We start from the raw sequence: 14,434 nt of genomic DNA, 5'->3' as shown, positions 1-14,434 counted from the left end.
GGGTGGGGTCAGAGCGGTAGCTTCATGCCCTCGTGACTGGCCACGAAGCCGAGGCCCAGGTAGAAGCGGTGCGCGTCGTGGCGGGACTTGTCGGTGGTGAGCTGGACCAGCCCGCAGCCGCGGGCCCGCGCCTGGTCGATCGCCCAGGTCATCATCTGCCGGCCCAGCCCGCGCCCGCGCTGGTCGGAGCGGACACGGACCGCCTCGACGAGCTGCCGCTCGGTGCCGTGCCGGCCCAGCCCCGGGATGTAGGTGAGCTGCATGCAGCCGAGCAGCTCACCGCCGGCGTCGGCGACGATGAGCTGGTTGCGCGGGTCGGCGGTGATGTCGGCGAAGGCGCGCTCGTACCGTTCGTCGACCTCGGTGTGGTCCCGTGTCCGGCCGAGCACGTCGTCGGCGAGCAGGGCGATGACGGCGGGCAGATCGGCCCGGACGGCTTCACGGAAGATCATGCCGCCGAGCCTGACACAGGGACGCCGGCGGATGTGTGAGCGGTGGTTGCGGGTAGCGGGCAGCATGATGCCCCATGGACGTCCTCCTGCTGCCGTTCCGGTGGATCTACCGGGGGCTGGTCTGGTTCGCGAACTCACCCCGGACGTTGATCGCGTCGTACCTGCTGATGATCGTGATCGCCGGCATCATCTACGGCGAGGTGGAGAACCGAAGCCCCGCCGACGCGGTGTGGTGGGCGGTGGTGACCGCCTCCACCGTCGGCTACGGCGACATCTCACCGACCACCTGGGCGGGACGGACCCTCGCCGCGCTGCTCATCTCCACCATGGTGCTGTTGGTCATCCCGCTGATCACCGCCCACTTCGCCAGCCGACTCATCGTGGACGACGACGCGTTCGAGCACGACGAGCAGGAGCAGCTTAAGGCGGACGTACGCCGGATGCGGGCGCTGCTGGAGGAGATCGCCGCGCGGCACGGCATCGAACTGCCCGACCTGCCGCCGGAGCAGCCGGTCAGCGGGCCGGGCAGCGAAGCCCCTCCCTGGGAACGGTCAACGAGATCAGGTAAGCGTCGACCGCCGCGGTGACGCAGGACGTCTGCGGGTAGGCGGTGTGCCCCTCGCCCTCCCAGGTCAGCACCCGGCCCACGCCCAGCATCCCGGCGAGCGCCGGCGTCTGCTCGTACGGGGTCGCCGGGTCCCCGGTGGTGCCGACGACGAGGATCGGCGGCGCGCCCTCCGCCCGCCCGGTCGGGTACGGGTCGCGCCCGCCGGGCCACTCGGCGCAGGTGAGCATGCCGACGGCGAGCGCCGGGCCGAACAGCGGGTACGCCTGGCGCCACCGCGTCTGGAGCTGCCGGATCTGCTCCCGGCTCGGCTTCTCCTCCTCGTCGGCGCAGTTCACCGCGAGGTTGGCGTCGAACAGGTTCGAGTACGTGCCGTCGGGTTCCCGGCCCGCGTACGCGTCGGCGAGGCGGAACACGTCGGTCGGATCGCCGTCCTCCAACTCTTCGATCGCCCCGGCCAGCTCCTGCCAGCCCGCCTCGGTGTAGAGCGAGGAGACCACCGCGTAGAAGATCCACCCCGGCGTCGCCTCCCGGCCGCCGTCACCCCGGACGGGGGAGACCCGCGCCTTGTCGATGGCCGACGTGACGGCCGCGCGGGCATCGGGCGCGATCGGGCAGCGGCCGGCGTTGGCCGCGCACCACCGCGAGAAGTTGTCGAACGCCCGCTCGAAGCCCTTGGCCTGGCTCTCCGAGGACGCGATCAGACCCATTCGCGGGTCGACCGCTCCGTCGAGCACCAGCGCCCGGACCCGCTGGGGGTGGAGTTGGGCGTACGTGGCGCCGAGCAGCGTGCCGTACGAGTAGCCCAGGTAGGTCAGCTTCTCGTCGCCCACCGCCGCCCGGATCGCGTCCATGTCGCGGGCGGCCTGCTCGGTGCCGTACAGCGGCAACTGGTCACCGTACCGCTCCCCGCAGCCGCGCCCGATGCGCTGGTTGAGCGTGACGAAGCCGTCGAACGCCGGCTGGCTCTCCGGATCGGGGTCGTAGCCGAAGCTCGCGTCGAGGTCCTTGTCGGAGATGCACTCCACCGGGCTGGAGCGGGCGACGCCGCGCGGGTCGAAGCCGACGATGTCGAAGCGGTCGGTGATCGAGGCGGGCAGCCCGCCCAGCGCCGCTCCGAAGGACAGGTAGACGGCGGTGTCGACGCCCGAACCGCCGGGACCGCCCGGGTTGATCAGCAGCGAGCCGATCCGGTCCCGCTGTTTGGTCGACCGGGCCCGCAGCAGCGCGATCTCGAACGTCTCCCCGGCGCCCGGGCCGGAGGTGGCGCCGGTGCCACCACCCCAGTTGCGCGGCACGGCCACGCGGGCGCACTCGTAGCGCATGCCCGGCGCCGTACGGCCGACCAGCTCCTCGGCCACCTCCGGGCAGGCCCGCCAGGTCGCTGCGGCGCCCGGGGCCGCCGCCTCACCCCCGACGTCGGTGCGCGGGGCGAACGCCGGCACGGTGCAGCCGGCGGCGACCAGGATGGCGGCGACCAGGCCGGCCAGCGCCGGAGAGCGTCCGGAACCTCGTTCCGGACGGACTCCTGGCCGGCGGGCGGAAGTGCGGAACACGAGCGCGCCTTTCGTGATCGGGATCAGGCCGGCCCGGACGCGGGGCCGACGCTCGCCGGGTCACCGCGCAGCACCTGGTCGACGTCGAAACGGACCGGACGGTCGAGCTGGTCGTAGCGGCAGGAGCGGGGGTCCCGGTCCGGCCGCCACCGGACGAAGCGGGCGGTGTGGCGGAACCGGTCACCCTCCATCGCGTCGTAGCCCACCTCGACGACGAGCTCGGGACGCAGCGGCTCCCACTCCAGGTTCTTCCCGCCGGTCCAGCGGCTGACCCCACCCGGGATGCGCTGCCCGCGCTCGTGGTCGCCGTGCACCCACGGATGGTCCGCGCCACCGTCCCGGTACGGCTCGAGCTCCGTCAGCAGCTCCTCGCGCCGGGCCATGGTGAACGACGCGCTCACCCCGATGTGGTGCAGCACGCCCTCGTCGTCGTAGAGGCCGAGCAGGAGCGAGCCGACCACCGGGCCGGACTTGTGCCAGCGGAAACCCGCCACCACGGCGTCGGCGGTGCGCGCGTGCTTGACCTTGAACATCAGCCGCTTGCCCGGTTCGTAGGGCAGGTCGGCCGGCTTCGCGATCAAACCGTCGAGCCCGGCGCCCTCGAACAGGTCGAACCAGCGGTGGGCCGTCTGCGGATCGGTGGTGATCTGGGTGACGTGCACCGGCGGCCGGACCCCGGCCAGCGCCGCCTCGAGCCGGGCCCGGCGCTGCGGGTAGGGCAGGTCGAGGAACGTCTCGTCGTCGAGAGCGAGCAGGTCGAACGCGACGAAGTCGGCGGGGGTGGTCTCGGCCAGCAGCTTCACCCGGGACGCGGCCGGGTGGATGCGCTGGGCCAGCAGCTCGAAGTCGAGCCGGGGCTGACCACCGGGCCCGTCGCGCCGGATCACGATCAGCTCGCCGTCGACCGCGCAGCGCTCGGGCAGCTGCCGGCGGGCCTGCTCGACCACCTCCGGGAAGTAGCGCGTCATCGACTTGCCGCCCCGGCTGGCCAGCTCGACCTCGTCGCCGTCGCGGAACACGATGCACCGGAAGCCGTCCCACTTCGGCTCATACGTCATCCCGGGTGCGGTGGGGACCCGCGGGACGCTCTTGGCGAGCATCGGCTCGACCGGCGGGGTGATCGGCAGCTTCACGGCGACCAGTCAACCAGACGGCACCGACAACCGTGAGGAGGATCACCGCTGGCCGGCGGGCGGCCTGTCCCTCGCCGTCCCCCTTCGGCGCTGCCGGGGCAATCGGAAATCCGCAGGTCAGAGCTACTTTCGCCGGGTGCGGGAGTGGGTCTGCGGGTGCTGTGGGCGGTGGCGGGTGAGTGTCGAGCTGATCCGCGGCCGATACCGGTACCGGCTGGTGCACCGCTACCCGGTGCGGTACGGCGGCGGCAAGAACGTGCTCGGCGAGGTCGGCACCGTCGACGAGCTGGCCGAGCTGCTGCGTCGGCACACGCCGCTGGAACTGGCCGACCTGCGCGAGGCCGCCTGACCAGCCGGGACCGCCGGACCGGCGAGTCGGCAAGCGAAGCCGTCCGGCCGGCGGGGCCGGTCGATCAGCAGCGGAGCGGGACCGGCTTCTCCAGCAGGGCCAGCCGGACGCCGTTCGGGTCCGAATCGTGCCCCACGACCCGGTAGCCGTGCCGCTGGTACAGCCGGAGGTTGTCCGCGCTGTCCGCGCCGGTGAACAGGGCGAAGCGGCAGACCCGCGCGGCCACCACCGCCTCGACCGCCCGCAGCAGCCGCCCGCCGATGCCCCGGCCCTGCTGGTCCGGTGCGACCGACAGCCGGCCCACGTGCGCGATGTCGCCCTCGACGCGGATGCGGACGGACCCGACCAGCCGGTTGCCGAGCCGGGCGGTGAGAACGGTCTGCGGCCCGGCCACCGCCGCGCGCACCTCGTCGAGCGTCTCGGTGAGCGGCGGCAGGAACGGATCGGCGTAACGCTGCGCCTCGGTCAGGTAGGCGGCGCGCTGCACGGTCAGGATCTCCCCGGCGTCGGCGGGGGTCGCGGGGGCGATCAGCGGAGGTGCGGTCACCGGCCCAGCCAACCACAGCCCGCCCGGTCCGCGGTGCCCCGCGTACCGGGGGTGAGGGTGCCGTGGCACTGTGATCCCGTGCCCGACCTGACCTACGCCGAGGTGGGTGCGACCCGTGACGGGCGGCTGCCCGACGGTTACCACCACCTGCGGCACCGCTTCCGCCTCCCGGACGGCGCCTTCGCCACCGCGGCCGAGGCGGTCCTCACCTGGCGGCTGCACCGCGCGGCCGGGGTGCGGATGCGCACCGACGCCCCGCGCGCCGCACCGGGAGTCGCGGTCACCCCCGGGCTGGGCGTCGGCCCGCTGCGGATCTGGGGCCCCTGCGAGGTGGTGTGGACCGAGGACGGCCCGGAGCGGGCCGGATTCGGGTACGGCACCCGGCCGGGCCACCCGGAGCGCGGGGAGGAGGCGTTCCTGGTCAGCCGGGACGCCGCCGGCCACGTCCGGTTCGAGGTGGTGGCGTTCAGCGTCCCGGACCGCTGGTTCGTGCGCGCCGCCGGTCCGGCGGCCCGGGGCGTGCAGCACGGGTACGCCTGGTGGCTGGGCCGGACGCTGCGCCGCCTCTGCCCGACCCAGGCCTAGAACCGCGCGAAGGAGCGGATCGGTGCGCGGGGGCCGAACTTCGGTGCCTGGATGCCGGCGGCCTCCAGCAGGACGCAGACGCGGCCCCGGTGCCCCCGGAACGGCTCCAGCAGGGCGAGCATCCGGGCGTCGTCCCCGCGTGCCTCACCGGCCAGTGCCCAGGCCACGGTGTTCGGCACGTGGTAGTCGCCGACGCTGACCGCGTCCGGGTCGCCGTACGCGACGCGTACCACCTCGGCGGCGGTCCACGGCCCGATCCCCGCGACGGCGGTGAGTCGGCGTGTCGCCTCGGCGGAGTCCGCGCAGCGTTCCAGCCGGTCGGCCACCGCGGCGGCCCGGCGCAGCGTGTCCGCGCGCCGCTGCTCGACCCCGAAGGGGTGGAAGACCCAGTACGGGGTGGCGGCCACCGCCGCCGGCTCCGGCGGGAGCAGCAACGCCACCGGACCGGGGGCCGCCGCCCGGAAGTGGCGAACGGTCGCGGCGTACGCCCGATAGGCCTCCTTGCCGGTCACCTTCTGTTCGAAGACGGCCCGCAGCAGCCGGGGAAACACCTGGCCGGTGGCGGGCATCCGGAGCCCGCGGTGCCGAGCCGCCAGCTCGGCCACGACCGGGTGGGCGGCGGCCAGCTCGGCGAAACCGCTCAGGTCGTCCCGGAGCCCGGCGACCGCGTCGGCCCGCTCCACGACCCAGTCGGCGCCGGGGCCGTACCCCTCGGCCAGGAGGTCGCCCGCGACCGGCCGCAGGGCGAGGGTCGCCGGCCCGGCCGGGGAGCGGGTGGCCCACCAGAAGGTCCCGGCGGCGACGCGCGCGCAGGGGTCGTACGGGCTGAAGGTGAGCGACCGGACCGACGCGGCCAGCCGGTACCCGGCGGGTGGGCGCAGCACCCGGCGGGCGGAGGGTTCGGTCCCGGTCACCCGGACATGCTGCCACGAGTGGGGCCGGTGACGGACGACACCGCCGGCGCCTGGGGCGCCGACGGTGTCGTCCTCACCGGGGCGGACCGGCCGGGATCCGGCCGTGGGTGCGGGTTGGGGGACCACGGCGGGCCGCCTGCCGGCGGGGCGACCGCCGCCCACGTCCGCGCCGGGGGCTGCGTGACGGCCGGTGGCCGTCGTGGCGCGGCGCCGGCCCGGGGGACGGGCCGGCGCCGCGGTCGGACGCGTGGGCGTTGCCGGTACGCCCGGCGTCCGGATCTGGCGACGGTGGCCGGCCGGCCCTCCCTCCTCCGACCGGCCACCGGGTCCGGGGTGGACCGGTGTCAGTAGTCGGAGCCCCCGTCCTTCTCCGCGTCCGACGGCGGCGCGACGGGCTTCGGCGTGCCGGTCGGCAGGCAGGTCAGGTTCTTCTTGCCGTCGGGGGCGACCACGAACCAGGTACCACCGACGCCCTGGCCCTTCCACTGGCCGGGCTTCTTGTCGCCGATGTAGCGGTACAACGGCCAGCCGTCCAGCGTGATCTGACGGGTGCCGTCCTGCCGGGTGATGGTGCCGACCAGGTCGTCGGCGACGTTGTTGAGCTGCGGCTCGCCGTCGGTCAGCGCCGGGGGCCACACCTCCGCGCACTTGTCGACGCAGTTCGACGCCGCCGGGTCGTTGGTGTCCTTGTCGAAGCGGTAGAGGATCCACCCGTCCTGGTCGGTGACGACGCTGCCCATCCGCGCGACCTTCTTGGCGATGAGCGTCTCGGTGAGATCGACGTTGGCGGGCGGTTGCTGGGGGGCGACGTCGTCCGCCGGCGGTGCCGCGGAGGCGGTCGCGGTCGCCTCAGGTTCGACAGCCGCGGTGGGCTCGGCCGCGGCGACGGCGACCGGCTCGGCGGCGCTGGAGTTCGCCCCGTCGTAGCCCGCGGGAGCGCAGGCCGTAAGTGCGACCATCGCACTCGCGACGATGACGGTCCGCTTCATCTGTGCCACGTGCCCTCCTCATTCTTGGCAGTTCACCGGGAGATACGGGCGGCGCGCTGTCAAGGTTGAATGTGGAACAGTGGCCAATTTCACTGAAGAATGGTTGAACCGATCCGGTCGACGATTCGTGTGTGGACGCGAGAGGCGATTTTGTCAAGGAACGCCTGATCGGCGCCGGCCAATGCAGCCGGCGCCGATACGTGTGGCTTCGGTCAGTCGATCGGGATCGTGACCAGCGGGCTGGCCACCCCGTTCGCGTCCACCGACTGCACCTGGAAGTGCTTGATCTGAGCGACCGGGGTCGCGGTCGCGGCACTCAGCGTCAACTTGTTGGAGTTGGTGTTGGTGCCGTACCCGCCACCCGGGACGGACCAGGTGGAGAGAACCTCACTGGTGTTGTTGTCGCGGACCACCACCAGTCGGCAGGTGCGGGGTCCGGGCAGTTTCGCCAGGATGAAGTTCACGTTGGTGCCGAACTCCTTCTTCGCGACGAAGAACGACGCCTCCACGCCGGTGGTGCCGTCCACCTCGTCGTGCCGCTTGCCCTCGGGCAGACCCTTGTCGCCACCGATACCGATGTCGTCCGGGCCGCTGGACCGGGGTACGACCGGGCCGGTCGGGCCGGTGGTGGGCTGGGCGTCCACCCGCGGCGGAGCGCTGTCCGCCACGATGTTGGCGAAGCCGACCCCGGTCAGCCCGCCGAAGACCACCACGGCGGCGGCCGTGGCGAGCACCTGCCGGAACCGGGTCCGCCGCCGGTGCGCCCGCACCGCCACCAGCGTCCGGTCCAGCAACGCCGGATCGGTCTGCGTCTGCTCCAGGGCGCTCATCGTCTCGCCGTCGATGCCGGAGAGCAGCCCGACCACCGGCACCATCGTCTCCAGCTCGGCCGCGCAGGCCCAGCAGGTGGCGAGGTGCTCCTCGAACCGCTCGGTGTCGTGCTCGTCCAGCACGCCGAGCGCGTACGCGGCGACGTCCATGTGGTCCGCCCGGCTCATTCCGTCACCCCCCGTTCCTGCAGAGCCGTGCGCAGCGCGCGCAGCGCGTAGTAGACCCGTGACTTCGCCGTGCCGAGCGGAAGGCCCAGCTCCTCGGCGGCCTCCGGGACCGTCCGGCCCCGGAAGTAGGTCGCGACCAGGATCTCCCGGTGCGACTGACTCAGCGTACGCAGCGCGTCCGCCACCGTCATCGTGCGCAGCACCCGGTCGGTGCTGTCCGCCTCGGCGAACGCGGTCAGGTCCCGGTCGTACGTCTCGGCCGGCCGGGCCTGCTCGCTGCGGTGCTCGTCGATGGCGATGCGGCGCGCCACGGTCACCAGCCAGGGGCGCAGCGAGCCCTGACCCTGCGCGCCGAGCCGGTGCGCGTTGCGCCACGCCCGCAGCAGGGTCTCCTGGACGATGTCCTCCGCCCGCTGCCGGTCCCCACCGGTCAGCCGCATGACGAAGGCCAGCAACGGGCCGGCGTGCTCGGCGTAGAGCAGCCGGACCAGATGATCCGAGTGGCTCGCCTCGGCGGACGGCGCCGCCTGGTGGCGTCCGGGAGCGGGTCGGGGCGTCACCGGCCCATTCTGGCGAGGGACCTGTCGTGCGTCGACCCCGCGTGCAGACGCGCTCGGCCGGGACTGGGAACGCGCGGACATCCAGCCCGGACGCACCCTGTCACCGTGCCAGCCGGCCGCCACCGCATGCATGCAGACCTCCGGGAGATGACTGCGGCCGTCCCCCCACGGGCTGGCCGTCCGTTGGTACGCATCCGGCGGCCGGACGGATCAACGGCGGACCGAGAAAATTCCCGGCGGCGGTGGCGTCGAGTCGGTGGCGTCGGCGTCGTGCACGACGGGAGCGCCGCCGGCGAAGCGGTCCAGCTCCTCGCCGGTCACCACCCGGCCGGGGAACCAGTCCCCGGCGACCCGCCGGGTCAGCTCCGGCAGCGGCGGGTCGGCACGGCCGGCGAGCAGCACGAGGTTGCCGTAGCGGCGGCCCCGCAGCACGGCCGCGTCCCCGACCAGCGCCAGGCTCGGCAGCACCGACCGGACCGTGGCGACCTGACGGCGGGCGTGCCGCAGCGGCGGCCCGTCGGCGACGTTGGCCAGGTACCAGCCGGCCGGCCGGAGCACCCGGGCCACCTCGGCCGCGTACTCCACCGAGGTCAGGTGGGCCGGAGTGCGGGCACCGGCGAACACGTCGGCGACCACCACGTCGACGCTGCGCTCGCGGGTGCCGGCGAGCACCGCCCGGGCGTCGCCGACCCGGACCCGGAGCCGGGGATCGGACGGCCAGGGCAGCTCCCGGCGGACCAGGTCCACCAGGGCGCCGTCCACCTCGACCACCCGCTGGGTCGAGCCGGGGCGGGTGGTCGACACGTACCGGGCCAGGGTGAGCGCGCCGCCGCCCAGGTGCAGCACGCGCAGCGGCGTGCCGGCCGGGGCGAGCAGATCGATCGCGGCGGCGAGCCGCCGCACGTACTCGAACTCCAGGTGGGTGGGGTCCGCGAGGTCCACGTGCGACTGCGGCGCGCCGTCGAGCAGCAGCGTCCACGAGCCCGCCCGGGCCGGGTCGGGCACCAGCTCGGCCCGGCCGGTGTCGACGTCCGCGACGATCCGGTCGGTGGCCCGTTTGCGGCCCATCAGTCGGGTCCGCCGGCCGCCGGGGGCTCGTGAGCGACGGCCGGCCGGGGTCCCGGCAGCCGGGACGGGGCGGGCGGGCCGCCCGGAGGCGGCGCGGCGGGCGGTCGGGGCGTCGAGGCGCGGGCGGCGGCGGTGAGCGCCCGGTGCAGCAGCCGGGCGTCGCCGAGCAGCCGGCGCAGCTGCTTCTCCAGCCCGGCGATCGGCACCAGGTTCTGCGGGGCGCGCGGGTCCTTGTACGGGGTGGACGCGAAGCGGGGGAGGGTGACCACGGACAGGTCGGCCAGCGCGACTGCCTCGGCGACGTCGAGGTCGGCGGAGCACTCCACCCGCACGATGCCCGCCCACGGCGCGCCGTGGGTGACCGGCAGCCGCAGATACCACGACCAACCGCCCCAGGCGGTGCCCAACCGGAACACCGGGGACCGCTCGCCGGCCGCCAACCCCGTGACCACGGCCGTCAGGCGCGCGTCCAGGTACTGGCTGTGCTGGGTCTTCACGTAGCCGAGCGTGCGGGGCAACTGCCGCCGGTTGCGCAGCGGGCCGTCCACCACCAGCAGGTCCCCGCCGGCGCGGGCCGCGCCGGAGACCTCCACCTCCAGCGCGGTCAACGGCCCCTGCACCGCGGCCGGCAGCTTGGCCAGCTCGCCGGTGCCACTGACCCGGTGCACCGGGTAGTGGACGCTGCCGGCCCGCACGTCCCCCGCGGACGGGCTGGCCGTGAACAGGCCCCGCCCGACCTTCGCGCCGGCGAGCTGCGCCGCGCCGCGCTCCAGGTCGCAACGGACCACCCCGGCCGCGTACGAGGCGGCGAGGCCCGGGTACGACCCGCCGTCGTCCTCGGCCGTCCACAGGCTGGCGTCGATCCGGCGTACCCCGTCGACCAGGAGCACCACGTCCGGCGGGCGGACGCCGGGCCGCGGCCCGATCGCCCGCCAGTCCACGGCGGGCAGCTCGTGGTCCGCCTCGACCTGGGCGCTGCTCGGCGCGGCCGGGCCCGCAGCGGTGGCCTCGAACGACGCCCCGTACGCCGGATCCCAGGCGTCGACGAAGAACCGGCTCACGCGGGACGCCCCCGCACGGCGCCGACCGCGTTCACCGGCCGGTCCGCTCGACGCGGGCCGACCGGGCGTCCTTGCGGACCTCGAAGCGGACCGGGATGCGTTCGGCGAGCGCCGGCACGTGGGTGACCACGCCCACCATCCGGTCGCCCCGGGCGGCGAGATTCTCCAACGTGGCGGCGACCGTGTCGAGGGTGGCCGCGTCGAGCGTGCCGAACCCCTCGTCCAACACGATCGACTCGAGGCTCGCCGCCGTGGTGGACATGCCGGCGAGCTGCTCGGACAGGGCCAGCGCCAGCGCCAGCGAGGCCTGGAACGTCTCCCCGCCGGAGAGCGTGCGCACCCCCCGCCGCAGCCCGGCGTCGTGGTGGTCGACCACGAAGAACTCGCCCTTGTCGTGCACCAGGTCGTACTGGTCGCCGGAGAGTTCCCGCAGGATCCGCGAAGCACCGTCGACCAGCAGGTCGAGCGCCTCGGCGAGCAGCCACCGCTCGAAGTTGTTGGCCCGCAGGTGCCCGGCGAGCGCGCGGGCCACCTGAGCCTCCCGCTCGTACCCGGCCCGCTGCTCGCGCAGCTCGCCCGCCTGCTCCCGCCGGCGGGTCAGCTCCCGCAGCTCCGCCTCGGCGCGTTCCAGGGCGACCGCGGCGGCCCGGACCGGGTCGTCGGCCGCCGGCACCCCGGCGTCGGCGAGCAGCCCGGCGACCCGCTCCTCGACGGCGGTCACCCGGGACTCGGCCTCGGCCACCGCCGCGACCCGGCCGGGCCGCTCGCTCCGGCGGCGCTCCGCCTCGTCGCCGGCCCAGCCGGTGAGGGTGGCCCAGGCGGCCGCCAGGTCGTCCCGGTCGGCGGCGGGCGGGCCGAAGCGGGCGAGCCCGTCGCGCGTCGCGTCGAACGCCCGCCACGCCGTCCGCAGGCGCTCCTCGGCCGCGTCCACGGCGGCCCGTGCCCGGCGCGCGGCGTCCCGGCCGGCGCGTACGGCCGCCGCCGACTCCTCCAGCGCCCGGCGCAGCCGCGCGTGCTCGTCCAGCTCACGACGGAGGGCCGCCGGCTCGGCCGCGCCGGTGAGCTGGGCGTCCAGCTCGGCCAGTCGCGCGTCGAGCTGCTCCTGCCGGGCCCGCGCCGCCACCAGCACCCGCTCCAGCTCGCGGGCGGCGCCGTCCCGCTCCCTCACGGCGGCCCTGGCCGCCTCGCTGGCGGCGCGGGCCGCCTTGCCCGCCGCGACCGCAGCCGCCACCGCCGAACCCGGCGGCACCGCCGGCACCCGGGCCACCGTCTGCTCGCAGACCGGGCAGGTGGCACCGTCACGCAGGTGCGCGCGCAGGGCCACCGCCTGGTCGGTCGCCTTCGCCTCCTCATGCGCCCGGAACGCCGCCTCCAGGTCGGCCTCCGCCCGCTCGGCCGCCACCCGTGCCGCCGCCAGCGCGGCCGCGGCGGCCTCGTGCTCGCCGTGCGCCGCGGCCACCGCCGCCCGGACCGCGTCCGCCTCGCCGGCCAGCTTGTCCCGGTCCGCGTACGCCTTCAGCAGCAGGCGCAGCGCGCTCTCGTCACCGGCGGCGGCCAGCTCGCCGCGGAGCTTCTCCTCCCGCTCCTCGGCGAGGGCCACCACCTGGGCCGCCTCGTCGGCGCCCGACCGTGCGGCGGCGACGGCCCGGGCGAGCTCGGCCATCCCGTCCGGTGCGGCCACGGCGTCGAGCACGGCCAGGTCGGCGTCGAGGGCGGCCAGCGCCGTTCCCGCCGCCCGCGCCCCGGCGCGGGCGGCCTCCCGCTCGGGTACGGCCTCCGTCACCGCACCGGTCAGCTCCCGCATCCGGTCCACCCGGGCGGACGCCTCGGCGAGCGTGGCGTCGTCGGCGTCCGCCAGCCCCGCGAGGGCCTGGTCGACCGCCTCGAACTTCGCCTCCGCCTGGGCGGCCCGGGCGGTCGCCTTGTCGCGTACCTCCTCGTAGACGCCGAGGCCCAGCAGGTTGACCAGGATCTGCTGCCGGGTCGCCGGCTTCGCGTGCAGGAAGTCGGCGAACTGCCCCTGCGGCAGCACCACGCAGCTGGTGAACTGCTCGTACGGCAGCCCGACCGCCGTCAGCACCGCGTCGTCCATCTCGGCGGCGGTGCCGGCCAGCACCTCGCCGAGGTCGTCCGGGCTGAGGCCGGTGTCCAGCTTCACCGGGTCGAAGCCCGGCGGCATGAGCTGGAGCCCCGCGCCCGCGGTCTTCACGTTGCCCCGGCTGTCGCGGCGCACCACGCGGGTCGCCACGTACCGGTCGCCCCCGGACTCGAAGACCAGCCGGACCCGCGCCTCCGTCGCCGACGGGGCGAGCGCGTTCGCCAGGCCCCGGGTGCCGCCCCACCGGGGCACGGTGCCGTACAGCGCGAAGCAGATCGCGTCGAGCACCGTCGACTTGCCCGAGCCGGTCGGCCCGACCAGGGCGAAGAAGTCGGCATCGGTGAAGTCGATCGTCGTCTCGTCGCGGAAGACGGTGAACCCGGCCAGGTCCAGTCGCATCGGCCGCATCAGCTCTCGACCTCCTCGAACAGTTCGTCGAAGAGGTCCCGGACGCCCTCGTCGTCGTGGCCGCGGCTGTCCAGGTAGTCGGCGAACAGGTCCCGCGGGGACCGGCCGGCCCGCTGGGCGACCCGGGTGCCGCTGCCCGGTGCGGGCACCAGCTCCGGGTCGATCCGGATCTCCAGGGCGCGGGGAAGCAGTTCCTGTACCTCCTCCCGCAGGCCGGCGCGGGGCTGCTCCCGGACGTAGACCCGCAGCCAGGCGTCCGGCGCCTCGATCTCGGCGAGCTGGGCGAGAGTGCCGCGGACCGTCCGCAGGGCGGCGGCGGCCGGGATCGGCACCTCGCGAATCTGCGCCGCCGTCGTCGCGGTCACCTCGACCACCGTCACCGACGGGACGTTCTCCTGCTCGCCGAAGTCGACGGCGAGGGGGCTGCCGCTGTAGCGGATCGGGCACGGGCCCTGCACCCGCTGCGACCGGTGCAGGTGGCCGAGCGCCACGTAGTGCGCCGTGCCGGGAAAGACCGTCGCCGGAACGGCGTACCCCATGACGGTGTGCGCGTCCCGCTCGCCGCCGCCGGTCGCCGCCCCGACCACGGTCAGGTGGGCGGTGACCAGGTGCACCCGGTCCGGCTCGGTGAAGCCCTCGGTCAACCGGGCGATGATCCGGCCGAGGTGGTCGGCGTACGTCTGGGTGGCCTCCGCGGCGGTCAGCTCGTACATCTCGACGGCGCGGATCGCGTACCGCTGGGAGAGGAACGGCAACGCGGCCAGCCGCCAGCGCTCGCCGCCCGCGGTCGTCCCGTCGACGACGTGCTCGTCCGGATTCTCCCGGACGCCGCCGCGCAGGCTGATCCCGGCGGCTTCCGCCCACGGGCGCAGCGCGTCCAGCGCCGGGCCGTTGTCGTGGTTGCCGCCGATCGCGACGACGTCGGCGCCGGTGCGGCGCAGCGCGGTCAGCGCGCGGGTGACCAGCCGCGTCGCCTCCGGAGTGGGCGCGGCGGTGTCGTACAGGTCCCCGGCGACGATCACCAAGTCGGGCTGTTCCCGCCGGGCGACGTCGATCACCCCGGCGAGGACGGCCTTGTGCTCCTCGGCGCGGGACCTTCCCTTGAGGACCTTGCCGACGTGCCAGTCGGAGGTGTGCAGGATCTTCACCGG

At 75.0% G+C, this 14,434-nt stretch carries 14 protein-coding genes and 1 pseudogene; 3 read left to right on the top strand and 12 right to left on the bottom strand.

Going from position 1 to position 14,434, the window contains the following annotated elements:
- Window positions 1-8: 8 nt before the first annotated feature.
- The gene (locus ACN26Y_RS29770; protein WP_155333389.1) at window positions 9-452 is read right to left on the bottom strand and encodes a GNAT family N-acetyltransferase; all 444 of its coding nucleotides are present in this window, start codon (window positions 450-452) and stop codon (window positions 9-11) included.
- A 74-nt stretch (window positions 453-526) separates the two neighbouring features.
- Between ACN26Y_RS29770 and ACN26Y_RS29765 the strand changes: the two genes are divergently transcribed.
- Window positions 527-1,039 carry a potassium channel family protein gene (locus ACN26Y_RS29765; protein ID WP_155333388.1) on the top strand — a complete coding sequence of 171 codons (513 nt, stop codon included), beginning with the start codon at window positions 527-529 and terminating at the stop codon, window positions 1,037-1,039.
- Here ACN26Y_RS29765 and ACN26Y_RS29760 read toward each other — a convergent pair.
- Entirely contained in the window at window positions 966-2,507 is a 1,542-nt protein-coding gene (locus ACN26Y_RS29760) for an alpha/beta hydrolase (RefSeq protein WP_422734987.1), read from the bottom strand. The genes ACN26Y_RS29765 and ACN26Y_RS29760 overlap by 74 nt on opposite strands.
- 89 nt (window positions 2,508-2,596) lie before the next feature.
- Window positions 2,597-3,706 carry an ATP-dependent DNA ligase gene (locus tag ACN26Y_RS29755; protein WP_422733982.1) on the bottom strand — a complete coding sequence of 370 codons (1,110 nt, stop codon included), beginning with the start codon at window positions 3,704-3,706 and terminating at the stop codon, window positions 2,597-2,599.
- 136 nt (window positions 3,707-3,842) lie between these two features.
- Here ACN26Y_RS29755 and ACN26Y_RS29750 point away from each other — a divergent pair, with 136 nt between their 5' ends.
- Complete coding sequence (locus ACN26Y_RS29750) at window positions 3,843-4,055, top strand: hypothetical protein (RefSeq protein WP_155333385.1); 213 nt, start codon at window positions 3,843-3,845, stop codon at window positions 4,053-4,055.
- Between the two features lie 64 nt (window positions 4,056-4,119).
- Here the strand turns inward: ACN26Y_RS29750 and ACN26Y_RS29745 are convergent, their stop codons facing one another.
- Complete coding sequence (locus ACN26Y_RS29745) at window positions 4,120-4,602, bottom strand: GNAT family N-acetyltransferase (RefSeq protein ID WP_155333384.1); 483 nt, start codon at window positions 4,600-4,602, stop codon at window positions 4,120-4,122.
- Between the two features lie 78 nt (window positions 4,603-4,680).
- On the opposite strand from ACN26Y_RS29745, the gene ACN26Y_RS29740 reads away from it, so the two are divergent.
- Window positions 4,681-5,187, top strand: a complete 507-nt coding sequence (locus ACN26Y_RS29740; RefSeq protein WP_155333383.1) for a DUF1990 family protein — start codon at window positions 4,681-4,683, stop codon at window positions 5,185-5,187.
- On the opposite strand, the gene ACN26Y_RS29735 is transcribed toward ACN26Y_RS29740, so the two are convergent.
- From ACN26Y_RS29735 to ACN26Y_RS29700, 8 genes and pseudogenes are all read right to left on the bottom strand, one after another.
- Entirely contained in the window at window positions 5,184-6,101 is a 918-nt protein-coding gene (locus ACN26Y_RS29735) for a DNA-3-methyladenine glycosylase family protein (RefSeq protein ID WP_422733981.1), read from the bottom strand. The genes ACN26Y_RS29740 and ACN26Y_RS29735 overlap by 4 nt on opposite strands.
- Before the next feature lie 344 nt (window positions 6,102-6,445).
- Window positions 6,446-7,099: a hypothetical protein gene (locus tag ACN26Y_RS29730; protein WP_155333381.1), complete on the bottom strand. Its 654-nt coding sequence runs from the start codon at window positions 7,097-7,099 to the stop codon at window positions 6,446-6,448.
- A gap of 203 nt (window positions 7,100-7,302) precedes the next feature.
- Window positions 7,303-8,088, bottom strand: a complete 786-nt coding sequence (locus ACN26Y_RS29725) for an anti-sigma factor family protein (protein WP_155333380.1) — start codon at window positions 8,086-8,088, stop codon at window positions 7,303-7,305.
- On the bottom strand, window positions 8,085-8,780 hold the full coding sequence (locus ACN26Y_RS29720; protein ID WP_155333379.1) for a sigma-70 family RNA polymerase sigma factor: 696 nt from the start codon (window positions 8,778-8,780) through the stop codon (window positions 8,085-8,087). The genes ACN26Y_RS29725 and ACN26Y_RS29720 overlap by 4 nt, the downstream gene beginning before the upstream one ends.
- Before the next feature lie 78 nt (window positions 8,781-8,858).
- Window positions 8,859-9,716 (bottom strand): spermidine synthase, encoded by an 858-nt coding sequence (locus ACN26Y_RS29715; protein WP_155333378.1) that lies wholly within the window; start codon window positions 9,714-9,716, stop codon window positions 8,859-8,861.
- A gap of 77 nt (window positions 9,717-9,793) precedes the next feature.
- Window positions 9,794-10,777 (bottom strand): annotated as a pseudogene (locus tag ACN26Y_RS29710) (hypothetical protein); the annotation flags it as partial.
- 31 nt (window positions 10,778-10,808) lie between these two features.
- Complete coding sequence (locus ACN26Y_RS29705) at window positions 10,809-13,283, bottom strand: AAA family ATPase (protein WP_422733980.1); 2,475 nt, start codon at window positions 13,281-13,283, stop codon at window positions 10,809-10,811.
- Complete coding sequence (locus ACN26Y_RS29700) at window positions 13,283-14,431, bottom strand: exonuclease SbcCD subunit D (RefSeq protein ID WP_155333376.1); 1,149 nt, start codon at window positions 14,429-14,431, stop codon at window positions 13,283-13,285. Before ACN26Y_RS29700 ends, ACN26Y_RS29705 begins: the two co-directional genes overlap by 1 nt.
- Window positions 14,432-14,434: the final 3 nt, after the last annotated feature.

Source organism: Micromonospora sp. WMMD558, assembly GCF_049315255.1.
In the GTDB taxonomy this organism is placed as follows: domain Bacteria; phylum Actinomycetota; class Actinomycetes; order Mycobacteriales; family Micromonosporaceae; genus Micromonospora.
The sequence above is the reverse complement of the archived record's forward strand: the minus strand, read 5'-3'. Positions and strand labels throughout refer to the sequence as shown.